Origin of the sequence: Paenibacillus sp. Root444D2 (assembly GCF_001426375.1) — a bacterium.
In the GTDB taxonomy this organism is placed as follows: Bacteria; Bacillota; Bacilli; order Paenibacillales; family NBRC-103111; genus Paenibacillus_E.
In genome coordinates this window covers 154,570-176,697 of record NZ_LMEO01000053.1, presented here as the reverse complement: position 1 = coordinate 176,697, position 22,128 = coordinate 154,570, and the positions used below count along the sequence as shown (strand labels likewise).

General features: G+C 46.3%; 22 protein-coding genes and 1 pseudogene. 15 read left to right on the top strand and 8 right to left on the bottom strand.

All coding sequences use genetic code 11. From position 1 onward, the window contains the following. Window positions 1-17: 17 nt before the first annotated feature. The 4 genes from ASD40_RS35825 to ASD40_RS35810 all read right to left on the bottom strand — a co-directional run bounded on the left by ASD40_RS35825 (window position 18) and on the right by ASD40_RS35810 (window position 2,766). Complete coding sequence (locus ASD40_RS35825) at window positions 18-611, bottom strand: NAD(P)H-dependent oxidoreductase (RefSeq protein ID WP_057307901.1); 594 nt, start codon at window positions 609-611, stop codon at window positions 18-20. Beyond that, window positions 611-1,027, bottom strand: a complete 417-nt coding sequence (locus tag ASD40_RS35820) for an SRPBCC family protein (RefSeq protein ID WP_057307900.1) — start codon at window positions 1,025-1,027, stop codon at window positions 611-613. The genes ASD40_RS35825 and ASD40_RS35820 overlap by 1 nt, the downstream gene beginning before the upstream one ends. A 65-nt stretch (window positions 1,028-1,092) precedes the next feature. Next, complete coding sequence (locus ASD40_RS35815) at window positions 1,093-1,746, bottom strand: TetR/AcrR family transcriptional regulator (RefSeq protein ID WP_082562675.1); 654 nt, start codon at window positions 1,744-1,746, stop codon at window positions 1,093-1,095. A 99-nt stretch (window positions 1,747-1,845) separates the two neighbouring features. Then, window positions 1,846-2,766: an AraC family transcriptional regulator gene (locus tag ASD40_RS35810; protein ID WP_057307898.1), complete on the bottom strand. Its 921-nt coding sequence runs from the start codon at window positions 2,764-2,766 to the stop codon at window positions 1,846-1,848. A 191-nt stretch (window positions 2,767-2,957) separates the two neighbouring features. Here ASD40_RS35810 and ASD40_RS35805 point away from each other — a divergent pair. From ASD40_RS35805 to ASD40_RS35790, 4 genes and pseudogenes are all read left to right on the top strand, one after another. Next, window positions 2,958-4,138 (top strand): annotated as a pseudogene (locus ASD40_RS35805) (MFS transporter). A 71-nt stretch (window positions 4,139-4,209) separates the two neighbouring features. Then, window positions 4,210-5,187: an aldo/keto reductase gene (locus tag ASD40_RS35800; RefSeq protein WP_057307897.1), complete on the top strand. Its 978-nt coding sequence runs from the start codon at window positions 4,210-4,212 to the stop codon at window positions 5,185-5,187. Window positions 5,188-5,322: 135 nt separating this feature from the next. Beyond that, a complete protein-coding gene (locus ASD40_RS35795) occupies window positions 5,323-6,480 on the top strand; it encodes an FAD-dependent oxidoreductase (protein ID WP_057307896.1) in 1,158 nt (385 codons plus the stop codon). 222 nt (window positions 6,481-6,702) lie between these two features. Continuing rightward, window positions 6,703-7,185 (top strand): CcdC protein domain-containing protein, encoded by a 483-nt coding sequence (locus ASD40_RS35790; protein WP_057307895.1) that lies wholly within the window; start codon window positions 6,703-6,705, stop codon window positions 7,183-7,185. An 86-nt stretch (window positions 7,186-7,271) separates the two neighbouring features. Here the strand turns inward: ASD40_RS35790 and ASD40_RS35785 are convergent, their stop codons facing one another. Next, a complete protein-coding gene (locus tag ASD40_RS35785; protein ID WP_057307894.1) occupies window positions 7,272-7,784 on the bottom strand; it encodes a CBO0543 family protein in 513 nt (170 codons plus the stop codon). Between the two features lie 183 nt (window positions 7,785-7,967). Next, window positions 7,968-8,540, bottom strand: coding sequence for a hypothetical protein (locus tag ASD40_RS35780; RefSeq protein ID WP_057307893.1), 573 nt, complete (start codon window positions 8,538-8,540; stop codon window positions 7,968-7,970). Window positions 8,541-8,704: 164 nt separating this feature from the next. On the opposite strand from ASD40_RS35780, the gene ASD40_RS35775 reads away from it, so the two are divergent. The 4 genes from ASD40_RS35775 (at window position 8,705) to ASD40_RS35760 (ending at window position 10,696) form a co-directional block, all read left to right on the top strand. Next, window positions 8,705-9,001 carry a hypothetical protein gene (locus tag ASD40_RS35775; protein ID WP_057307892.1) on the top strand — a complete coding sequence of 99 codons (297 nt, stop codon included), beginning with the start codon at window positions 8,705-8,707 and terminating at the stop codon, window positions 8,999-9,001. After that, a complete protein-coding gene (locus ASD40_RS35770; protein ID WP_057307891.1) occupies window positions 8,995-9,630 on the top strand; it encodes an HAD hydrolase-like protein in 636 nt (211 codons plus the stop codon). Before ASD40_RS35775 ends, ASD40_RS35770 begins: the two co-directional genes overlap by 7 nt. Before the next feature lie 156 nt (window positions 9,631-9,786). Further along, entirely contained in the window at window positions 9,787-10,257 is a 471-nt protein-coding gene (gene lspA / locus ASD40_RS35765) for a signal peptidase II (RefSeq protein ID WP_057307890.1), read from the top strand. A gap of 103 nt (window positions 10,258-10,360) precedes the next feature. Next, complete coding sequence (locus tag ASD40_RS35760; protein ID WP_057307889.1) at window positions 10,361-10,696, top strand: hypothetical protein; 336 nt, start codon at window positions 10,361-10,363, stop codon at window positions 10,694-10,696. Between the two features lie 207 nt (window positions 10,697-10,903). On the opposite strand, the gene ASD40_RS35755 is transcribed toward ASD40_RS35760, so the two are convergent. Continuing rightward, a complete protein-coding gene (locus ASD40_RS35755; RefSeq protein ID WP_057307888.1) occupies window positions 10,904-13,051 on the bottom strand; it encodes a DNA topoisomerase III in 2,148 nt (715 codons plus the stop codon). 203 nt (window positions 13,052-13,254) lie between these two features. Between ASD40_RS35755 and ASD40_RS35750 the strand changes: the two genes are divergently transcribed. The 6 genes from ASD40_RS35750 (at window position 13,255) to ASD40_RS35725 (ending at window position 20,205) form a co-directional block, all read left to right on the top strand. Continuing rightward, on the top strand, window positions 13,255-14,859 hold the full coding sequence (locus ASD40_RS35750) for a sensor domain-containing diguanylate cyclase (protein ID WP_057307887.1): 1,605 nt from the start codon (window positions 13,255-13,257) through the stop codon (window positions 14,857-14,859). Between the two features lie 109 nt (window positions 14,860-14,968). Further along, window positions 14,969-16,027, top strand: coding sequence for a hypothetical protein (locus ASD40_RS35745; RefSeq protein WP_057307886.1), 1,059 nt, complete (start codon window positions 14,969-14,971; stop codon window positions 16,025-16,027). Next, window positions 16,020-16,673 (top strand): DUF4129 domain-containing protein, encoded by a 654-nt coding sequence (locus ASD40_RS35740; RefSeq protein WP_057307885.1) that lies wholly within the window; start codon window positions 16,020-16,022, stop codon window positions 16,671-16,673. Before ASD40_RS35745 ends, ASD40_RS35740 begins: the two co-directional genes overlap by 8 nt. Continuing rightward, window positions 16,657-17,955 carry a DUF4350 domain-containing protein gene (locus ASD40_RS35735; protein ID WP_057307884.1) on the top strand — a complete coding sequence of 433 codons (1,299 nt, stop codon included), beginning with the start codon at window positions 16,657-16,659 and terminating at the stop codon, window positions 17,953-17,955. Before ASD40_RS35740 ends, ASD40_RS35735 begins: the two co-directional genes overlap by 17 nt. A gap of 5 nt (window positions 17,956-17,960) precedes the next feature. Next, entirely contained in the window at window positions 17,961-18,881 is a 921-nt protein-coding gene (locus ASD40_RS35730; RefSeq protein WP_057307883.1) for an AAA family ATPase, read from the top strand. Further along, window positions 18,832-20,205: a DUF58 domain-containing protein gene (locus ASD40_RS35725; RefSeq protein ID WP_063860469.1), complete on the top strand. Its 1,374-nt coding sequence runs from the start codon at window positions 18,832-18,834 to the stop codon at window positions 20,203-20,205. Before ASD40_RS35730 ends, ASD40_RS35725 begins: the two co-directional genes overlap by 50 nt. Here the strand turns inward: ASD40_RS35725 and ASD40_RS35720 are convergent. Next, window positions 20,200-21,171 (bottom strand): stage II sporulation protein M, encoded by a 972-nt coding sequence (locus ASD40_RS35720; protein WP_057307882.1) that lies wholly within the window; start codon window positions 21,169-21,171, stop codon window positions 20,200-20,202. The genes ASD40_RS35725 and ASD40_RS35720 overlap by 6 nt on opposite strands. Before the next feature lie 156 nt (window positions 21,172-21,327). Here ASD40_RS35720 and ASD40_RS35715 point away from each other — a divergent pair, with 156 nt between their 5' ends. Next, entirely contained in the window at window positions 21,328-22,125 is a 798-nt protein-coding gene (locus ASD40_RS35715; protein WP_057307881.1) for an RDD family protein, read from the top strand. Window positions 22,126-22,128: the final 3 nt, after the last annotated feature.

Here is a 22,128-nt window from a genome sequence, read left to right as displayed (position 1 = left end):
TAAGATAGACTCGAAAATCATAAGGGATTTGAACTAGCCTTACTCATTTCGTCGAGCATACGTTTTCGAACGATCATGGGGCTGAGATCGGGAGAGGAGATGTGTTTCACATAAAGTAAGGCACTATTTTCGATTTGGTCATCCTTCGCCTTGACCGCATCATAAAATTTATAATGTGGTAGGAAAGTCATGCCGATTTGATTGGCAAACGCTTGAAAGGGTCGGATCAGTTCGCTGATTGTATAACCAATCAAGCCACCCGACTGGTAGGACGATTCATCGCCTCCAATCGACATGGCAAGGACTAGTTCTTTCCCCGCAACAGCTTTACCGCCGGCTCCGAAAAGCCAGGAGGTCGTAAACACGTCATCGAGCCATTGCTTGAGTAAAGACGGCATACTGTACCACTGGATTGGAAATTGAAATACGATGCGGTCGTGCCTTGCGATGAGGTCTTGTTCATTCTCCACGTTGATTTCATAATCGGGGTATGCCTTATATAGTTCTTGAACTGTAATTTGATCGGGATATCCGCGCAATTCCGCCAACCAGCGTTTATTTACACGTGATTGTTCAACGTTCGGATGAGCTGCAATGACCAGAATTCGCATCAAATTCCTCCCTTTGTTTCTGCTTCGATGGTCGCTTTCATAACCTCTGCTCCGCGATTTACACGTGCTTGAATCTCAGCAGTGAGATGCTCGGGAAGGAAATCGGTTATCCAGACGAGCTTGGCGCCTCTTTCGCCATGGGGAAAGACTTGGAAGGATGCATGATGATGCAGCAGCGGCATTCGTCCTTCTTGTACCGCGTAAGCCATTCGACGTTCCTTTTCATCAACGGATACGATGAACTCGCGTACCATGCCGCCATTCGGCAGGATGAGTGTTCTTTCGTGACCGTCCATAAGGGTACCCTCGGTATAGCCGGGTACCAGTCGATGATGGACAGCACCTACGTCGCTCACCGCGTCCCATACCTGCTCCGGCGAGGCATCAATCAAAATCTCCTTGTAAATCGTTGGCAAATGATCACACTCCTTGAGCTCATTATATTTTTGATTGAGAACTCAGTCAACCATAAATTGTATATTTAATCTGGCTTGAATAACGAAATTGCCGATTCGGCGATCTGTTGGAATTTTTCCCCCATTAGGCTGTTAATTTCCGTCTCCTTCAAGCCCTGAGCGGCAAGATCTTGAAGCATCTGATCCAGATAACTCATTCCTTGGGAAATAGCTCCCCAATATTGCATGGCCATAAGATTCACGTCTCCCTGACGGATGACACCATGCCCAATTCCTTTGTCAATCGCTTGAACCATTGGCTTGATAAAGCTCTTCATCCATTCAAAGGGCGACAATTCTCCGGGCTCATACAGATGATGCAGATCCAGGCTGATTCGCATATAAAAACGCTGGGTCTGTGGATCCTTGATCACACGTTCACAGATGAGCATGGCATAGTTTTTGAATTGCGCGAGTACGGGCGAATCCTGTTCAAAATACACGGTTGTGTAGTGAAGGGACTGGTCCATCATGTTTTCGTAAAGCTCCCGAAAAAGCATCTTTTTATTCTTGAAGTAGTAATATACCAGACCATGTGCAAGACCCGCCTGATCTGCAACATCGCTCAATGTCGTAGCCGAATAGCCCTTTGCCACATAGACGTGAACGGCCGCATGTAAAATCTCTTGCTTACGTTGCTCACGAATAAACTCGTTCTGTTTCTTTGTGCGGGGAGACATGTCATCACACCTTGTTTTGATTTTTTATTAAAAGTATACGTTACAGCGATCAAGATGGAAAACGTAAGAAATGATCATTACATCGTAGGGCCGTTTGGATCATCTTACGTTTAATCCTCGGTCATATTTTTCCTTCAGACGCTTTATGTCTGCTCTGGGAGGAGAACCAAACATACGAGAATATTCGCGGCTGAATTGGGATGCACTTTCATAGCCTACCCGGAATGCGACATCAGCGGCATCCCCTGACTCGGATAATAATAGGCGCCGAGCTTCCTGCAATCGCAGTTGTTTTTGAAACTGAATTGGGCTCATAGCTGTTACCTCTTTGAAGTGTCTGTGAAATGAAGAAATACTCATATTAGCTATTTCTGCAAGCTCTTCAATTCGCAAAGGCTTATTACAGTCATTGATAATTTGTTCGATAGCGTCCCTGATTCGATAGGTGCTGCTTCCTTCCATTGCGATTTGTGCAAGCGCAACTCCATACTGCCCTTGCAGAAGCCTATATAGAATTTCCCTTGTGTAGACGGGAGCAAGGAACGGAATGTCTTTAGGATTGTCTAGCAAACGAGCTAATCTGAGTATCGCATCTAGTATAGGTACTTCTATCTGACCGACAAACATAGCTCGCTTAGCATTTTCTTTCGGGGTGATTTGAATTTCAGAGTTATTTAAAACCTCTAAAATTTGACTTTGTGTAAATTCAAGTTTGAAACTCAAATACGGAACGTCAAGAGAGGCTTTTATGACCTGGCCGATCACCGGCAAGTTCATGGATGAAATAAGGTAGTCGGCAGGACCATATTCAAAACGCTCCTGTGCCAGCAATATCTCTTTCGAACCTTGAGCTATAAAACATAAGGAAGGCTTGTAAACTCTGTAGACGGGCTCGGTCACTTTAGAGTTGTGAATAAAAAATAAAGATGGGATAGCTGTCAGGTAAACTCCGTCCTGTCCTGAGTGGCGCTCAATCAGTTTGGCAAGCTCATTCTGCTGTTTTATTATTTCCTCAGACATAAGCTCCTCCTCGTAGTTTTTTTATCTTTTTTCAATTATAAAGCATATACGTCTGAAGCGTTAGTGATAGTGAGAGGATTAGGCAATCATTTAAGACAAATGGGATAACGGTCTTTTTTTCATTTATTGCATAATTAGGTTACGCCATTTAACACACAAGAGTTCTTGATAGAACTTGAGGAGGAATGAAGGTGGAACGTATTTGGACGGGCCGTTTATTCTCATGACGGTAGGAATGTTTTTCCTATTCACAGGATTTTATTCGCTGTATCCGACGCTGCCGCTGTTCATCAAACAGATGGGCGGCAACGAAGCGCAGGTCGGTCTGGCGGCGGGCTCGTTTATGTTGTCTGCCGTTATTTTTCGCCCGATCGTCGGTGTGCTGCTGGATCGGTTTGGCAGGCGTCCCTTTATCATCTGGGGGCTGCTTCTCTTCACCTTAGCGATGTATATGTATGACTGGATCGGCGGAATCGTCGTTTTGATGGGGCTCAGAATATTACACGGGATGAGCTGGGCGGTTTCCACAACCGCCGTTTACACGGCGATTGCCGATATGATCCCATCGGCCCGCCGCGGAGAAGGCTTGGGGTGGTTTGGCACGGCCACGACCATGGCTATGGCGGTCGGCCCGATACTCGGCATCTGGGTTACACAGAACCTGTCGTACCATGCTCTGTTTCTATTCGCCGTCCTCCTATCTGCCGCAGCGCTGCTCTTGACGTTTGGTGCAAAAATGCCTCTCCGGCCGAAATCTGGCACAAGGAGAATCGATTTTTTTGAAAAATCGGTCTTGCCAGTCACGGCATCGGGCTTTTTTCATGCTTTCGCTTATGGCGGCATTACCACCTTTGTCCCACTGTTCGCTAATTCGATCAAGGTCAATCCCGGCGCGTTCTTTCTGGCCTATGCCGCAACGCTTGCCCTGATCCGTCCCGTTGCGGGAAAACTTTCGGACCGGCACGGCGAGACGGTTGTCATTGTACCAGCTCTTGTGATTACGATTTCAGCTTTGATTACCTTGAGCTTATCGACCGGATTGTTCGGCGTGCTCATTTCGGCCGTTCTGTACGGTATCGGTTTTGGTTCCGTGAATCCGGCTCTTCAAGCGGCAACGATACGTCTTGCGCACCCGGACCGTAAAGGGGTTGCCACGGCTTCTCTCTTGACTTCTACCGACCTTGGCATCGGGCTAGGTGCGATCATGCTAGGCTGGGTCTCCCAGTATACGAGCTACCAGCTAGTGTTTACGGTCAGCGCTGTGTCGGTCTCATTTTCCTTGTTGCTGTTTACTTTCTTTGTAAAACGTTTGTTGAAAAACAAAGGGCTTCGTCCTCTGAACACCGGTTCTCTTCCCTCGGAAACCAATTAACGCTGCTCCGCTGCGGCTTGCATTCTTTTACTAGTGAAAAAAATAATAAAACTTAGGAGTGTATCGATTATATGGAGTATGTAAAACTTGGCCGCACCGGTTTGGACGTTTCACGAATATGCCTTGGTTGTATGAGTTATGGGGTACCCGAACGCGGAATCGCTCCATGGTCGCTGAATGAAGAGGAAAGCAGACCATTCATTAAAAAGGCGTTAGAATTAGGCATTAACTTCTTCGATACTGCGAATGTATACTCTGACGGAACAAGCGAGGAAATTGTCGGACGTGCATTGAAGGAATTCGCCCGTCGTGATGAGGTCGTCATTGCGACCAAAGTATACTTCCGCATGCGTCCGGGTCCGAATGGTGCGGGACTTTCCCGCAAGGCAATCATGAGCGAAATTGATAACAGCCTAAGACGGTTAGGTACGGATTACGTCGATTTATACCAGATCCACCGCTTCGATAACACTACGCCTATAGAAGAGACGATGGAGGCACTCCATGACGTAGTAAAGGCAGGCAAGGCAAGGTATATAGGAGCATCCTCGATGTATGCTTGGCAGTTCTTGAAGGCGCAGCATGTCGCCGAACGCAACGGTTGGACCCGGTTTATCTCCATGCAGAATTTATTGAATTTACTGTATAGGGAAGAAGAAAGGGAGATGCTGCCGCTTTGCCGCTCAGAGGGAATCGGTGTCATTCCATGGAGTCCGCTTGCTAAAGGTCGGTTAACCCGAGATTGGGATGAAAAGAGTGCCCGTTCAGAGATAGACGAAGCCGGACAAAGGCTAGTTGCAGCAATGGTAGACGCCGACCGCAAGATCGTGGAAAGAGTTGCCGAAGTTGCCGCTAAGCGGGGCATTCCTCGTGCGCAAGTCGCGCTTGCGTGGGTACTGCAAAAGGAGCAGGTAACGGCGCCGATCGTTGGTGCAACAAAGCTTAATCATCTGGAGGATGCAGTTGCTGCGTTGTCGGTGAAGTTAGATTCAAAAGAAATTATGAGCCTAGAAGATCCATATGTACCGCATCAGATATATGGCAATTAAACCTAGATACTTCATCACAGAAAATGATTCGTTGCTTAAATAATGAGCATTAATATTCAGTATATATCCAGTTCATAAAGTCATCGTATGCTATCGGCAGTTGAAAAAAACTTTAACTCCGAGGTGTTGATAATCATGACAATAGCAAAAGCAAAGGAACAACAACGCATCGCAATCGTAGGGGCAGGTCCGGGAGGGTTGACGTTGGCCCGGATCCTGCAGCGGCATGGCGTAAAAACAGTCGTCTATGAACGCGAACTATCCTCCGCCAGTCGCCAGCAAGGTGGTTCATTAGACATTCATCAAGATTCCGGACAATGGGCACTAAAAGAGGCGGGCTTATTTGAACAATTTGAAGCGCTCGCCCGGTTTGAAGGACAAGACTTTCGGCTTCTTGATAAAACTGGCAAAGTCTATCTGGATGATGTGGCTGAGCCCAATGAAGGAGAACGTCCCGAGATAGATCGCGGAATGCTGCGCGAGCTGCTATTAAACTCCGTTGACTCTGATTGCGTTCACTGGGGGCACAATTTGATCCAAGCGATCCCTTTGGAAAATGGCATGCATGAACTTCACTTTGAGAATGGGCATGTGGATATCGTCGATCTTGTCGTAGCTGCCGATGGCGCCTTCTCGCGCATTCGTCCGCTTCTTACGAATTCTGTACCTGTATATACCGGACTCAGCATGGTAGAGTTCTACTTGGAAAATGCCGCTATCGCTCATCCAGAAATCACTGCTATTAACAGACGCGGAAAACTGTTTGCCCTTGCGGATCATAAGGGCATATTAGGACAGTTGAATGGAGACGGCCGCATCTGTGTGTATTTGGCGTTTCAAATTGACCGAGATTGGCTGGATAACATTCCGTTCGATCAGCCTGAGGAAGTGAAACGGCAGATGCTGCAACATTTTAGAGATTGGGATGAGTCGCTTACGAATTATATCCGATCCGCTGATGGCCCTATGCTCCCGAGACGCATCTATATGCTGCCTGTCGGTCTCAAGTGGGTCCACAAACCGGGTGTCACACTGATCGGTGATGCTGCGCATCTGATGTCTCCTTTCGCCGGAGAAGGTGTGAACTTGGCGATGCTGGATGCCGCGGAGCTGGCGTTGTCCATCGTTCAGCATGGCGATGTGAATAAAGCAGTTGAAGCCTACGAGGAAAAAATGTACGCATATTCGTCAAAATCTGCCGAGGTATCGGATGCGAATCTCAAGCTATGCTTCTCCGATGATGCCGCAGCCAAAATGATGGATCTGATGAACCAATATCATGACCATCAATGAAACTCCGATCCATCGATACAAGTAAAAAAAGCGTAAAAGATTTGGAACAGGTCATAGAAGAAATTATGAACAATAAAAAATTCAGAATGGTATGAGCTCCTAAGGTCGACTTATACGAATATGACAATTGTCACCTTGATCCGGTGACTTGATTCACTTTTGAAACACTCTCTAAAAGGTGATAATAAGACTATAAAATCCTTTAAGGGAGTGTTCATTACTATGAATTCAACTGTATCGATGATGATTTCGGCTTTGATTTTCTTTTTTATCTTGCGTGGACAATTAAGTGGCATGCGTAAGCCGCTAAAAAAATCAGGTGTAACGTTACTGTTGCCTATCCTATACATTTCTACTTCGCTTATGCAATTGTTCGATCCATCGCTGCATATCCGTGAAGAGCAAGTCATCGTTGCTTTGTTGATTGGTATGATTGTATCGATTCCGCTTATCTTGACGACCAGCTTTGAAGTTCGAGACAATGGCAGCACGTTTATTAAGCGTAACAAAACGGTCTTTGTACTGCTGATCGTGATCTTTGCACTGCGTTTCCTCGCGATTGCGACTATTAAATCAATCGATCCAAGCACACTTAGCTTTATGTGCAATCTGGTGACCTTTGGCTACATCGCGACTTGGCGGATCATTAGTTTTATTAGATTCAAAGGTGTCAGCTCTTCGAAGCAAGCTGCGCTGAATATTTAACACAACAATGAAAATAAGCTCTTCACCTTTTGGGTGAGAGCTTATTTTGTTTTTATGGAATCTTAAGACCGGAGGGAGGGCGAGGTTCATTTCATTTTATCAAAACCGACATGAAAAATAATCATCAATAATCCGGTATAGGGTACCGACATGAGCAAACCGAATAACGGTTTGCGATAATGAATACGCAGCATGATAAACATGAATATATCGAAAAGAGATGACCAAAGCAGGTTCCATCCGTTATGATACGTTATTGATCCACATTTCACAGATACAAATTCAAGCAAAACAAAAATGCCAGTGAAAAAGATGATGTAATAAGCCTGGGAAAGGAGTTTGCGATTTCGCGGGTAGTTCGATAGGTATACCCAGGTCGATACAGGCATGCCTATCAGAATAAGCAATAAGATCGGAATCGTGGCAACTGGAAGACCATTCGGCTCCATTTGCCAAAGTTGATATTGATAACAGATCAACTCATAAAGACCATTACACAACGCAGCAAAGAGGAGTGTTGGGTAGTACTTCTCCCAATTTCGGTCCGCAAACCGAATAGCTGCTAGCAACCATAAAACCGAGTATAAAATCGCAACCAAGGGATTTCGAACTCCTTTGTTTATGTTAAGTCCTTATTATTCCAATTAGCCCAGTGTTCATACAATTTTATTTATACTGGTATCCTTAAAGGGTCAAATTACTGATAACGAGTTCAATCATAAAGAGCAGTCTAAAACTATATTCTCTAGTTTTGGACTGCTCTTTGTTTTTGTTGATGTAGTTTACTTAACCACATTAACGTTTGCCTGTGAACTCACAAGATCACTTGAATCATCTGAGACTAAAGGTGCTGAACTCAATTTCGCCTCTTCGCGAAGTAGATAGCTGAAAAATAAGATGTAGTAAGACACGATGATGAAGAAGACACCTGCAGTCAGGGGATCTTTGGTAAATTGAGCTGGATCTACTGGATTCATGTTTGCTGAGTTTGTTGAAAGATTGATAAAGGCCAAGCGATAGACGATTCGGCCAAGAAATAGCACCAGAACCGTAATTTCGACCCATAAATGAGTGCGATAGTACCATCCGTCTGGACGATGTTCGAAAAGGGTGTGGCGAATCGCGGTGAGTCCGAGTGCGATACCTGCCGCTAGGCCGATGATATAGCCAATGAAATGGATGGGGTGGACAAAGCCAAGCAGGAAGATGACGGCTCCGAGGATACTAAAGAGAGTGAGTCGGAATTTAAGTCTGCCTCGGGATAGCTTTTGAAAACCAATGGTTCGCTTCGCTCTTCGATAAATAAAAAAACCAATAAATAGGAATGGGATGGCATAATGCATCCAGTTTTGCATGAGAGTTCCTCCAAGAGAATCGTAGTTTTTTCTTATTGTAACAAATTTAGGCAGTTTATTAGATAAAAAATTTTATTCCGTTTACAAAAAACTGTCATACACTTAATAGTAGCGCTATAAACTTACTATTACACACAAAAAGTGCCGCAAGGAGTTGACAGTCAATGGCTCTAATCACCCATGTTAATGTATGTAATACAGAGAATGAAATTTACTGCTGTCTTCGTAATAAAATTGTGAAGCTTGACGATCAACAGAAAGAGCAATTTTGCACTGGATGTAAAATGTTTGCCGGTGATGCTGATGAACATGGAACGGGTGTATCCTGTGTATGGGAAGATGTACGTGTCGTTAGCAATCCGCATATCGCTCTAGACCCGCTTGAGGAGTTTATTCATAATCAAATCCGACAAGTGCCGCCCGAGGGTCCGGCTTTATTTCTATATACAACAGAATGGTAAAACACATTCTCTTTGATTTTGATGGGACACTGGTCGATTCTAGAGCATTGCTTGTTAAGCTTTATAATGAAATGGCCGTGCAGTATCAATTTCGCAGGATTCGAGATCAAGATCTCGCGCTTCTGAGATCACTTTCGATCTCTGAGCGGGTGGATCGCTTAGGTGTTCCGGTACTCCAAATTCCCAAGCTAGTAACGGCTGGAAGACAGCTCTATCAAAACAATATTCGTACACTGCACATTGTACCTGGGATGAAAGAGGTTATTGCCAGAATTTCCTCACAAGGGATGAAAAGCTCCATACTCTCTTCCAATTCCGAAGTAAATATTCGTCAGATTCTTAAAAATAATAAGCTGGATGGCGCATTCAAGGAAATCATTTCGGCTAAGCATATATTTGGCAAGCATCATTCCATTCGCAAAGTGATGAAACAATGGGGGACTCCTCCCTCGCGGATGATCTATGTTGGAGATGAATTAAGGGATATCGAGGCTTGCAGGAAACTAGGCGTTCCCATAGTTGCTGTTACATGGGGCTATGATTCTCAGCATTTACTGCTCAGTGGAAAGCCTGATTACTTGGTAAACTCTCCGGGAGAGCTGCTAAAAACACTTCTGTCCTTGGCCTGATAGGATGGTAAAAGAGGGAGCAAATAGCTATCACAGACTGAGTCTGGGTAGTTATTTGTGTTTGCTTTTTGTAAGTGCTGTTGCAACATTCGCAGTCGAGCGGTGTCATCATGTAAAATAGATCTATGAAGTGATATTTGCTGGAGGAGGCGTCTAATGTTATTTTATCTCATCATATTGGTCGTGACAGCCGTGGATCAAATTACGAAGGTATGGATTCGGTCTATCCTAAAAGTAGGCGAATCTATGCCGTTTTATAAAGACATCATTTCGTTTACGCATTATCAAAATAGTGGAGCAGCAGGTAGTTCGCTGCAGGGCTCAGCTCGTTATTTAGGAATTCTTGCTGTTGTGATTATTGCCGTTATTTTGTATTACCGGAAAAAAGGAAGCTTTGAAGGATTCTTCAAAGAGTGTGGTGCCGCATTTTTCGTAGGCGGTGCTATCGGGAATGGAATCGAACGATTATTATTTGGCAAAGTGACCGACTTCATCGTGTTTCGCTCTGGCCATGGTGTGATGAATTTGGCTGACTTAGCCATTAATTTGGGTGTGGTGTTTTTTGTACTGGACTTGTTTCTCTCTTACAGGCATAAGTTGCTGCCAAAAGAGAAAAAATTTCAATAAACGTAGGTATATTAAACTATATAGGTAGATCAAAAGTACTATTTATGATATCCTTCAAGTAGACGGTTTTGATCGAGAAGACGTTAAACTGGAGGATGGTCACATGAGGCCGGATAAACAGATATTGATTGATGAATTCTTTGCAATGATTCGAAAATTGACACGTACGGGTGCAGATATTATGTTAGTGAGGGATTTTTTCTGGAAAGCTTCCGAAATCCGTTCATTTATCCCTCCAACGGTAGAATTCATGACAGTTCTTAAAACGTACAACGTAGTCTTGTTTCATGAATTCCGAAAATCACTTGTCCCCAATACAAGTATGCATATGTTAGCGAATGTCCACATGGAAGCGGGAGAAGCGCTCATTAGTTTGGGAATTACGAGTTTGGAGCAGCTTCAACTAGCGGTAAAAGGAACAGTAGCTGTGAGTAGTTAAGAAAGTTAAACCAAGCGATGACACTAGTCTCGCTTGGTTTTTTTGTTTGGAGAGGGAGAGGCTGCTCCAGAGACGGGAACGTACCTATCTATATGTATGTTCCGTTAAGAACAACGCTGACTAAAAAGGACCTCCCCTTATTGGCGGAAGTCCTCATGGATACGAGTAACCATCTTCGAGGTAGATACCTCATTGGTTACACGCACGCTATTCGTCTTTCTTCTGCTGCAGCGCAGCCATCAATTTGTCAGCAAGCGAGTTGCCCAGCTGGGTTTGATCGGAAAACTTCTCGATTAGCTGACGGTTCGCTTTGGCAGAGGCGCGACGGCCACCGCCGGTTGATTCGTTGTCTATTTTCTCCACGACGTTGCAAGGACGGCATTGGAAATACTTGCCGGATTTGCCGGTGTGGATTTCCATTTTTTTGTGACACTGCGGGCAACGGTGGTTGGTCAGTTGTCCGTCAGCTTCGCGCTTATAGGAGCACTCGCGGCTGGAACAAACGAGATAACGGCCTCGTTTTCCCTTTACCTCTTGAAGAAACTCCCCGCAATCCGGGCATTTGCTGCCCGTTAAGTTATGCGGTTTATAGGCGGCAGAGCTTTTCTTGACCTCATCGACCAGCTCGGCTGCTTTTTTTCGAATGCCGCTTAGGAATTGCTCCATGCTGCCTTTGCCTTTGGAAATGCGTTCTAGCTCCAGCTCCCAGCGGGCTGTAAGCTCAGGAGAACGCAGCTCCTCCGAAGCGAGTTCTATGAGCTGAGTGCCTTTGCCAGTCGGAACGAGTAAGGAGCCTTGACGCTCAATGGTGTCGGAAGACACAAGCTTTTCAATAATGTCAGCGCGTGTAGCGGGTGTGCCAAGGCCCCATTTTTCCATTTGAGATAGTAAGGAGGCCTCGTTGTATCTAGCCGGCGGTTTCGTCTGACGGCTCAATTGACGGGCGTTACGAACGGTTACGGCGTCTCTTTCGGCAGCTTGGGGCAACAGCTGAGCAGAGTCTTCATCAGACTCGGCTTCTTCCCGATCTGGATCGGAGAAATCAGTGGCTCCGTACACGTCTTTCCAACCAGCTTGTTTAACCACTTTACCTGATGCATACAGTTTCTCTCCGGCTATTTCCACAGTCAGCTTGGTTTCATCATAGCGGCAGGGACCGCAGAACAAGGCTAGGAATCGCCGCAAAATGAGATCATAGAGACGGCGTTCATCTGCGCTTAAGGTGGCGAGCGAGATGGCTTCACCGGTTGGAATAATCGCATGGTGGTCGCTTACCTTGCTATCGTCGACAATACGTTTCGTAATTGTTAATGGTTTGCGTATAAAAGGAGCCGCTAGCGCAGCATAGGGGCCAATAGCTGCACCCTTAAGTCTGCCAAGCAGGGTCGGCACCATGTCCGAGGTCAAGTAGCGTGAGTCGGTTCGCGGATAGGTGACCAACTTGTACTGCTCATACAATCTTTGCAGCACATTCGACGTCTGCTTGGCTGAGAAACCAAATTTGCGGTTAGCATCGCGCTGCAATTCGGTTAGGTCATAAGCAAGCGGATGCGGAATTTGCTTCTCGGTTTTTTGCACGTGCAGGATTTTGCCGCTCTGGCCCTGCAGCTTCGCTTTTAAGGCATCTGCGCGCTCTTGGTCAAAAATGCGCGTATCGACTGTTTTGGGGTCTCGCCACACCGCGCGGAAAGAGCCCAGATCGGCTTCGATCAACCAGTAGTCGACGGACCGGAAATCCCGGATTTCCGCCTCGCGGTTGATCATCATAGCCAGCGTGGGCGTCTGCACACGCCCAGCAGACAAGGACGCGCCGAACTTGCTGGTCAGCGCGCGGGTCACATTCAGGCCGATCAGCCAATCGGCCTCGGACCGGCAGACGGCTGCTTGATACAGCCGGTTGTAGTCCGTGCCCGGCTTCAGCTGCGCGAAGCCTTCGCGAATCGCCTGATCCGTCTGCGACGAGATCCAAAGCCGTTTGAACGGCTTCTTCCAGCGGATCAGCTCCATAATCCAGCGCGCGACGAGCTCGCCTTCGCGCCCCGCATCCGTCGCAATGACCAGCTCTGCAAGGTCACCACGGCGGCTGAGCTGCTCGATTGCACGGTACTGCTGCGATGTTTCTTTCATCACCTTAAGCTTCATGCGCTCAGGGATGATGGGGAGATCTTCCAGGTTCCAGGTTTTGTACTTGGGATCATAATCATCGGGCTCAGCAAGGGTAACAAGATGGCCCAGTGCCCAAGTAACGACATAGTTGGCACCTTCGTAATGGTGTTTTTGCTTTTGGTTGCAGCCAAGGACGCGAGCAATTTCTTTGGCTACGCTTGGTTTTTCGGAAAGTACAAGAATTTTCATAGGGAAAATGACCTCATTTCTGCTTACAAATTAGCATAAGCGAAAAAAGCATGCTTTTCAATGCAATGCAGCTCGAAACTGAAGCTCAAATCTATTCGAATGAGAGCTTTTTTGTGTTGAAAAAAAAGGAGAAAAATGTCTGTTCTTGTCCTAATATAAGGGTATAATGAGGAAATAAGGGATGAAGAGGAGCCAAAATCTTTATGAGACCCATGTTTTCTTATTTTACTAATCAAACAATAAAAATGAGGTTTCAATTATGGATCGTTGTTGTCATTGTGACACTTACCTTTTCAATTATTGTCCCTTTTTATTTTATAGAGAAGAAAGATCGTTTAGATGAAGCTGAGAATCAGTTAAAGCAAGTCATCACCTTGCAAAGTCTGTATATCGAAAGATGGAATCAGGAAAAACTGGATACAATTAAACGCTTTGCCTTATCCGACCATGCAAAATTCCATGAAATAGGCGAGTTGAAAAGAGAATTTCAAGATTATTCACGAGTTAATTCTGAATTCGTATCGATTGCTTACGTGGAAAAAGACGGGTTTATCCGTTCTGCAGATCCAGCTATTTCGTATTATGTTGGAGATAGGCAGTATTTTAAACAAGCGCTTGAGAAGAAAAGCTTTATCTCCGGCGTTATTATATCCAAAGATTCTGGAAAACCCATCATAACGTTCTCAGCCCCCGTGCTTGGCGACCATAATGATTTCAAAGGTGCTGTGCTGGGAATAGTCACACTGGAAATGCTGAACGGTTTAATGAAGCAGCTAAGTTTTGGTGAAACAGGGGAAGTCTATGTGTTGGATTCGAACGGGAATATTGTCACTGCCTCAAGTGATACAAGAAAAAGCGAAGAATTCGTCAATGTCCCGATGAAAACTGAAATTGTGCAAAGAGCGAAGACAGGGAGCACTTCAAATGATTCTTACATCGGATTTCGCGGTGAAAGGGTATATGGTCAGTATAAATGGTCTACGGGAAAAAGCTGGATTGTCGTAGGTGAGATCACACAGAGAGAAGTGTTTCAGAAATTAAATCAATTAAGCATTGCGATTATTATCATTTCACTTATTGCACTTATTCTCAGTATCGTTGCCGCCATTACGATTGCATCTAGAATGGAGAGGCCGATTCGATACTTGCTTCGCGGTACCAAAATTATTCAGAACGGGAACTATGATTACCAGATTGATGCGGATAAAATTCGAATGGCTCCGATTGAATTACGACAGTTGGTCAATACATTCAACCTCATGTCTAACAAGCTCAAAGCGAATATTTCTTTACTGGAGCATTCCGCATTGGTAGATCAATTGACAGAGATTCATAATCGCCGTTATATGATGCAGGAAGGAAATAAACAGCTTCAAGCCTGTATTGCTGCAGGGCAAACGTGCTCCGTTATGATGTTCGACATTGACCATTTCAAGAAAATCAATGATAGCTATGGGCATTTGGTGGGTGATCGCGTCCTACATCACGTTGCTTCTATACTACAGCGGCATTCGGGAACAGATACGATTGTTGCACGCTATGGAGGCGAAGAGTTTATCCTGCTTGCCTTGCGTAAAAATGCCCAAGAAAGTGTAAGCTTAGCAGAAGATCTGAGACGACATATCATGGAAGAACCCTACTTGGATGAGCAGGTTACCGTACATCTTACAGCGAGTATAGGCATAGCAGAATATTCACCTACACTGGAGTTCGGTACGATGGTGCTTGAAGATATGGTTTCCAGAGCAGATCATGCCCTCTATCGCGCGAAATCTGGTGGAAGAAATAGAGTAGAACTAGATCGATGATGGGTATTGATCTAGTTTTTTTTGTGTAGAATTTGATGGTCAGGAATTGGAGGGTTTGGTGTATAATAGTCAGAGAGTATTTGAATTACCAACATTTAGGGGGTTTACCATGCAAAACGCATCATTAAGACCAATGGGAATTGGAAGAATCTTAGATCGCAGTTTCCAGTTGTATCGAAAGCATTTTGTGACATTGACAATTATCATGCTGATCTTGTATGGTCCATTTTACTTACTAGAGCAACTGCTTACGTATCAAGAGACAGCGGTAAGTACGCCATCATCCATTCTTGACCAGATCCGCAGCGGAGCATCCATGCAAGATTTGTTTGGATCCGGTGCTTTCATGCAAAATAAACAGACGCCGATAGACGTAGGGAAAGTACTATTCTTCTTGCTGGTTCTTATGCCAATCATGATTCTTGGCCTTATGCCAGCTTCGGTAGCTTCCGTCTTACATCTTGTTAAAGCAAGCCTCTTCGGCGAAGAGACACCGGGAGTCGGGGGGTTATTGCGCAAATCTTTCCGCCGATTTTGGCCATTAGCAGGAAGCACGTTATTGGATGCACTTATCATGTTCGGAATATACATAGGTCTCGCAATTATTATTGTCATTTTTGTTATCGTCTTTGCAATAGGAGGAAACTTATCCAGTTCGGTAGGAGGATTGGGTGGAGGTGCAGTTGTACTATCCGTCATATTCTTCGTCATCCTTGGTCTTGGAGCGATCTTTACCTTCTCCTATTTTTTTATTCGCTGGTGTTATTATTTGCCTTTTGTCGCGATGGATGAAGAGTCTATTGGTCTAGGCCGCAGTTGGAAGTTGACTCGCAAGAGCTTCTGGCGCTTATTTCTGATGTATTTTGTACTTACGCTCATTTTGTATCTTTTCCTAGCCGTCATTGATTTGATTATTGTTGCAATTTTTGGTTTAGGACTTGGTGGGCAGTTATTGCAAAGTTTAATTTCAATCTTGGTTACACCTCTATGGGTGCTGCCTTATGCAGTTAGCTTCTTCGATCTCAAGGTTCGTAATGAGGGTCTAGGGCTAGAATCGTTGATTGAAAGTACCCTACAAACTTCTCCAACTGAATCAGCGGAAGAACTGGAGCCGTTTGATACTTTTGAAGATCTTCGTCCGATAGACTTGGATAAAAAGAATGATTAATGCAGCTTTAGAGAATTCTTTGCAAGAGGATAAAGAGCAATTAAAACAAATCTTAAATCAAAGCGAATACACGGCATATGAGATTAAAGAGAACAGTTCGTTTTGGGCATGGTTGAAGCAGCTTTTTCGTAAAATACGGAGCTGGCTGCCAGATTTTCAAGTTTCTGATTCGGTAACGGACTGGCTAACCATTGGTGTTGTCGTTACACTTCTTGGAATTGCTGCATTCGCGATTTATTGGTTCGTGAAGCAAATGATTTGGCAAAAGAGAATCCGCTCTGATGCTTACTTGCCTGTAGGGGAAATAAGCCGTTCTTATCGCTTCTATTGGCAGCAAGCAGCGGAGTTAAGGGGAACTGGTGACTTGCGAGAGGGCGTGCGTTCGGTCTTTCTGTCGCTTCTGTTCTTTATGGAAGCTAAACGTATGATTCGTGTGGAGAAGTGGAAGACGAACTGGGAGTATGCGGAGGAGCTGGGAAGTTCAGCTTCTTCCCTAGTCCCTTTGTTCCATGATAGCTCGCTTTTGTTTGAGCGTATTTGGTACGGCAAGGAAGTTGTAACAGAAGAGCAGTTCACTTCCATGTTTGAACAGGTTGCCCGTGTTATCGGCAGGGAGGAGGGGACTGCACATGAGAGGGCTGAATAAGCTGCATGTGGGACTAGCACTCAGTATCCTGCTATTTCTCGCATTAGGCTGCTGGCTAGTGAAGCCAAAGCTTCCAGATCAACCTCCTTATCTGTCCTTCTCAGCGGATATTGACGGCACGAAAGCTTGGAAAGAGCTGCTGAGTACGAAGCAGAAGGCTGTAAAGGAATGGCGATTGAGCTGGAAAAACCTGCCGAATGGTGAAAAGATGCTGTTGGTTGCCACACAGCCGTTTGGTGTAACCAAGGCTGATCGCGAGCAGCTGCTGGATTGGGTTCGGAAGGGTAATGACGTGGTTCTGTTTGATCGCAATCCCGAAGGGTGGGAGCCTTGGGGGACTGTGTTGACGGGGGAAATTGGGACGGGAAGTACGGAAAAGAGAATGAGGGACAATACGAAAGACAGTACGGAAGAAAGTACGGAAGAAAGTACGAAGGAAAGTACGAAAGACAGTACGAAAGACAGTACGAAAGACAGTACAGAAGAGAGTTCAAAAGAAAGTGCATCTGTCTCGACGATTGAGGTCTCGCCGGATTATACGCGAGCAGAGGGGCTGCTGACGGGGCGGGTGGATACACCGTACCGGATTAAGCCCGGTGGAAACGGGCGGGTGCTGTTCGAAGATGAACACGGCGTGCTCGCCAGCCGTATAGAAGAAGGTTCGGGCAGCATCACCGTGGTGTTGACCCCGAACTGGATGCAGAATGGGACGATTGATCAGGAGTCCCATTTCGAATTGATCTGGCCGCTGTTCGCGAAGTCCTGGGACGCCGTGTGGGTCGATGAGACCCATCACGGCTTCGGGACGAAGCCCGGGCTGCTCGCCGTCTATCCCGCGTGGCTCGTGCTCGCGAGCGTGCAGCTTGGTCTTGCGCTGCTGCTGTGGCTCTGGCTGCGCGGCAAGCGCCTTGGCCCCGTCTACACGCCGCGGGCGTGGACGGTTCGCCGCGGCGACGAAGGCGTGCACGCCGTCGCCGCTTGGTACGAGCGCCTCGGCTACCAGCACGAGGCGCTTGCGCACCAGCAGCTGTTCCTGCGGCAGCTGCTGCATCAGCGCTGGGGGCTTAGCCCCAGCGCAAGTGCTTTGCAGGCCGCGGAAGCTGCGCGCGGCCGGATGTCCGAGGCGCAGGCGGCGCAGCTCGCGCGCCTGCTGGAGGAGCCGCCTGCTAGCGGCGGCTCTGTCGGGCCCCGCGCTGCGAAGCAGCGGGGCGTGAGCAGTGGGGCGTTCGTACAGCGAACGCGGGAGATGGGCGAGATGATCGCCTACTTGGAGAAGGAGTGAGCGCAATGAATGAATTAATCCAATCGATGGAGCAGCGCTTGTTCGGCCAAAAGCTGAACATAAGGCTGCTCGTAACCGCCCTATTGGCAGGGGGGCATGTACTGCTTGAAGGCGTGCCGGGTCTCGGAAAGACCAAGATGGCGCGCACCCTTGCGGAATTATCAGGCGGCGACTACCGCCGTATTCAATTTACGCCAGACCTAATGCCCGGTGATATTACGGGCAGCGTCATTTATCATATGCAGGATCATTCATTTACTACGATTCAAGGTCCTATTTTCACAAATGTTCTGTTAGCCGATGAAATTAACCGTTCCGGACCGAAGACACAAGCGGCTCTGCTAGAAGCGATGGAAGAGCGCCAAGTCACGATTCAGGGGAACACATATAAGCTGCCCAATCCGTTTTTTGTCGTAGCCACCCAAAATCCCGTTGAATACGAAGGTACTTATCCACTTCCAGAAGCGCAGCTCGATCGCTTTTTGTTTAAGCTAGTGCTTGATTATCCTGGTGAAGAAGCGGAAGTAGAAATTCTTCGCCGCCACGTACCATTTGAGCAGCTTCAAGAGGAGTCACTCGCGGCTATTCTGACCCCAGAACGCATCACCGAGCTGCAGCGCCGGCTTTCCGATGTTGTCGTGGAGGAATCCTTATACACCTATATTGCCACAATTATTCGCAAAACCCGCGAGTCCAAACGCGTACAGCTGGGAGCAAGTCCTCGGGCAGGAATTGCCTTGCTGATGGCAAGTAAAGCTTGGGCTTTATTGGATGGGCGAACGTATGTTACGCCTGATGATATTAAGCTTGTAGCGCGACCTGCGCTGCGGCACAGACTGCTGTTAACACCGCAAGCGGAATTGGAGGGCGGAACAAGTGACCACATCATCCAAGAGACGCTCGGCTCTATTCCGGTTCCTCGATAAATTCCTGCTTCAGGATTTTATCCTGCCAACGAACCGATTCATTTTACTCGTACTCGTAGGTGCTGTAGTCACCTTAATAGCTTCCATATTTGATGCCGCCCTACCTGTATTCTGGAGCTGGAATGCCCTGCTTTGCGTGCTTAGTGGCGTAGATCTTTTGCTGCTCCCTAAACGCAGTAGTTGGGGAATCCGACGTCAACTTCCGGAGCAGATGGATGTCAGAAAGAGCTTTGAGGTGAGTCTTGAGCTTGAATCCGAGGAACAGCCGACTGTTTACGTTGAATTAATGGATCATTTGCCCCAAACATTCAGTATGGTCCGCAATCATATGAGTGGTGCGTTTCGAGGAACCTTAGCCTCTTTCTTTTATACAACGTTGGCTCTCGAAAGAGGGGAATACGTCTTCGAACACGTATACTTGCGCTACTCCGGAGGCATGGGTCTTTGGAAGAAGCAGGTGCGATTGAAACAAGTAGATAAGATTGATATCTATCCTGATTTAACTCAGGTACGAGGTGTACTAGGCGCTGTACAGGATGCATTAATATTAGAAGGCCAGCGACTTTTCAAAAAACAGCGCAGCGGCTCCGAATTTCACTATATTCGTGATTATGTGCAAGGCGACGATATTCGGCATATCAATTGGAAGGCGTCTGCTCGGACGACGAAGCTGATGACGAATCTTTTTCAGCCGGAAAAAGGGAAGATCGTGACCCTAGTATTGGACTGTGGTCGGCAAATGGCTATCGAGCTTGAGGGACAAGTGAAGCTTGATCGGACACTGGAAGCTGCATTAACACTTGCTGCCGTAGCCCTTAAACAAGGGGATCAGGTTGCGTTAATTGCTTACGCAAGCCAAGTGAAAGTGTACGTGCCAGCTGGAAAAGGGCTTTCCCATCTTCAGGAGTTGACGAGGGCAGTTTATGATCTGCGTACGGATTTCGTGGAATCTAACACACAGATCGCCTTCTCTCATGTGCTGCGTTTTCTGAAAAAACGCTCACTTGTCGTGCTATTTTCCGATATGGAAAGTTATCTGTATGATCAAGAGTTGCTGCCTTATGTGCAGCGGTTGCGCAGAGGTCACCATGTGCTGCTCTTGTCCTTGCAGGATCCGCTTCTTCATCAATGGGTGCGTATTCGTGCCGAAGACAGCCGCCAGGCTTATCGGCAAAGTATTGCCCACCAATTTACGACTGACCGTTATGCCTATGTAAATAAAATGGCCGGCCGAGGCATCCCAGTGATGGATGTCCCTGCCGACCAGCTGACGCTTAGTGCTGTTAATGCGTATTTGGATTTGAAATCACGAGATCGTTTATAGCATTAATTGTTTTTGTTTAGATGTTTTGCTTATGCCATATCCGTAATAGAGTCCGAGTAACAATAAAGTCACTCCGGCTATGAGATATTTAACCTCAAGGGACATCGTGGACGGTGTAATGTAACCTTCAATAATCCCTGCAATGATGAATAAAGGAATTGTGCCGATCAGGAGCTGGGCGGATTCCTTGGCCGACTCCAGAAAACGCAGCTTGCGCGGATAGGGTCCTGGAACGAAGAATCGATAGCCCATATATAAGCCGGCGCCGCCTGCGATGAAAATAGCGGTAAGCTCAATAATGCCATGCGGCAATATGTAGGCCCAGAATACATAGCTTTTCCCAGATTGCATAAAGACCGCAGCCAAAGCTCCTACAATAAGTCCGTTGCTTATCATTAAATAGATAGTTCCGATCCCAAGCGTTACACCGCTTATGAAGGCGAGAACAGCGACCCGAATGTTGTTCGTCATGATGGCTGTGGATACGAGTGGGGAATGCAGGTCGCCGCGTGGATCGGCTGTTTTGGAAGGGTCAATACTGTCGGCCATTGCCCCAGGCATGATCATGGACAGATTTAACGGATCGTTCCATACGGATAGAAAGCCCAGCAGCCCACCAAGCAAAAATAAGAAAAAGGCAAAGCCCACAAAAATACTTCTCACGCGTATTAGCGATGGAAAATAGTGAAGGAAAAACTCCTTCATCTGTTTACTGCTTTTGTTATTTTCTTTATACATCGCATTATGGGCTTGAGATACGAGATGATTCAAATATAGGGTTGTCTCATCCGTAGGCATGTGAGTTTGTAAGGTAGCAAGATGAGCGGATGCGACTTTGTAAAGTTCAGTGAATCGATTCACATGGCTGGCCTGCAAACTGCTCTTCCGTTTATTTAGCTTAATCAGCAGCTGCTCAAGCTCTGTCCATTGCGATTTATGTTCTCGAATAAAGCGCGAGATATTCATGGGAGGACCTCCTTAGAGTTTTCATAGAAAACTTGCCTCGTAAGCATGAGCTTGGGGCTTTCGCAGCATCGTAAGCATTATCTCCGAGTTTTGCTTGTTCATTTTAGCATATCAATGACATTCGTTACCATAATTTTGAAATCATAGGGAGATGCTATGAACGAGTCTCTGGATAAAGAACTAACCATCGTTACACCTGAGCAGGTGCAATTGCAATTCCAAACCGCAGGCATTGGCAGCAGAGCGATAGCACATCTACTTGATTGTTTGATTTTGCTTGTGATGAATGGCCTTTTATTCTTATTCGCTATTTTGATGAGCAGGTTATATTCGGGTGATTGGCTGCCTGCCCTTGCAGATTATTTGATCGCGATTGCCATCATTCTTTGGATTGTAGTGAACTTAGGCTATTTCGTTTGCACGGAAGCCTTCATGGGAGGGCAAACGCCTGGGAAAAGAATCCTAGGACTTCGCGTGCTTCAAAATAACGGACAGTCTGCAACCTTATTATCGATCTTAATTCGCAACTTGTTTCGTTTGCTGGATATGATGCCAACTTTCTACTTCCTAGGTGCAGTTAGTATCATCTTTAGTTCAAAAGATAAGCGCATCGGTGATATGGTTGCCGGAACCATTGTTGTGATTGAAGCTCGTTTTGAGCGAATGAAACGTCGAAAACATATCGACAAGGCAATCTCCAAAAAGAATTTCCCCATCCTCACTGTTGAGATAGAGGAAGCCGAAAGACAAGAGGTCACTGCGGGAGATTGGCAGCTTTTGCAAGCTTGGGTCGAGCGAATACCGACGATGCACAATGTAAGACTACAGGAGTTAGCCGTACCGATTGCTCAACATTTTGCTAAGAAGTTAGGCCATGATCTAGGATTTACACTGGATCCTGCCGCATATTTAGCCCAGCTCTATGAGAAGCTGAGAAACGATTGGGAAGTTTAATTA

Bases quoted from the DNA above. Each gene is read 5' to 3' on its own strand.
- ASD40_RS35825 (WP_057307901.1), bottom strand. From the start codon at position 611: ATGCGAATTCTGGTCATTGCAGCTCATCCGAACGTTGAACAATCACGT.
- ASD40_RS35815 (WP_082562675.1), bottom strand. From the start codon at position 1,746: ATGTCTCCCCGCACAAAGAAACAGAACGAGTTTATTCGTGAGCAACGT.
- ASD40_RS35810 (WP_057307898.1), bottom strand. From the start codon at position 2,766: ATGTCTGAGGAAATAATAAAACAGCAGAATGAGCTTGCCAAACTGATT.
- ASD40_RS35800 (WP_057307897.1), top strand. From the start codon at position 4,210: ATGGAGTATGTAAAACTTGGCCGCACCGGTTTGGACGTTTCACGAATA.
- ASD40_RS35795 (WP_057307896.1), top strand. From the start codon at position 5,323: ATGACAATAGCAAAAGCAAAGGAACAACAACGCATCGCAATCGTAGGG.
- ASD40_RS35790 (WP_057307895.1), top strand. From the start codon at position 6,703: ATGAATTCAACTGTATCGATGATGATTTCGGCTTTGATTTTCTTTTTT.
- ASD40_RS35780 (WP_057307893.1), bottom strand. From the start codon at position 8,540: ATGCAAAACTGGATGCATTATGCCATCCCATTCCTATTTATTGGTTTT.
- ASD40_RS35775 (WP_057307892.1), top strand. From the start codon at position 8,705: ATGGCTCTAATCACCCATGTTAATGTATGTAATACAGAGAATGAAATT.
- ASD40_RS35770 (WP_057307891.1), top strand. From the start codon at position 8,995: ATGGTAAAACACATTCTCTTTGATTTTGATGGGACACTGGTCGATTCT.
- lspA (WP_057307890.1), top strand. From the start codon at position 9,787: ATGTTATTTTATCTCATCATATTGGTCGTGACAGCCGTGGATCAAATT.
- ASD40_RS35760 (WP_057307889.1), top strand. From the start codon at position 10,361: ATGAGGCCGGATAAACAGATATTGATTGATGAATTCTTTGCAATGATT.
- ASD40_RS35755 (WP_057307888.1), bottom strand. From the start codon at position 13,051: ATGAAAATTCTTGTACTTTCCGAAAAACCAAGCGTAGCCAAAGAAATT.
- ASD40_RS35750 (WP_057307887.1), top strand. From the start codon at position 13,255: ATGAGACCCATGTTTTCTTATTTTACTAATCAAACAATAAAAATGAGG.
- ASD40_RS35745 (WP_057307886.1), top strand. From the start codon at position 14,969: ATGCAAAACGCATCATTAAGACCAATGGGAATTGGAAGAATCTTAGAT.
- ASD40_RS35740 (WP_057307885.1), top strand. From the start codon at position 16,020: ATGATTAATGCAGCTTTAGAGAATTCTTTGCAAGAGGATAAAGAGCAA.
- ASD40_RS35735 (WP_057307884.1), top strand. From the start codon at position 16,657: ATGAGAGGGCTGAATAAGCTGCATGTGGGACTAGCACTCAGTATCCTG.
- ASD40_RS35730 (WP_057307883.1), top strand. From the start codon at position 17,961: ATGAATGAATTAATCCAATCGATGGAGCAGCGCTTGTTCGGCCAAAAG.
- ASD40_RS35720 (WP_057307882.1), bottom strand. From the start codon at position 21,171: ATGAATATCTCGCGCTTTATTCGAGAACATAAATCGCAATGGACAGAG.
- ASD40_RS35715 (WP_057307881.1), top strand. From the start codon at position 21,328: ATGAACGAGTCTCTGGATAAAGAACTAACCATCGTTACACCTGAGCAG.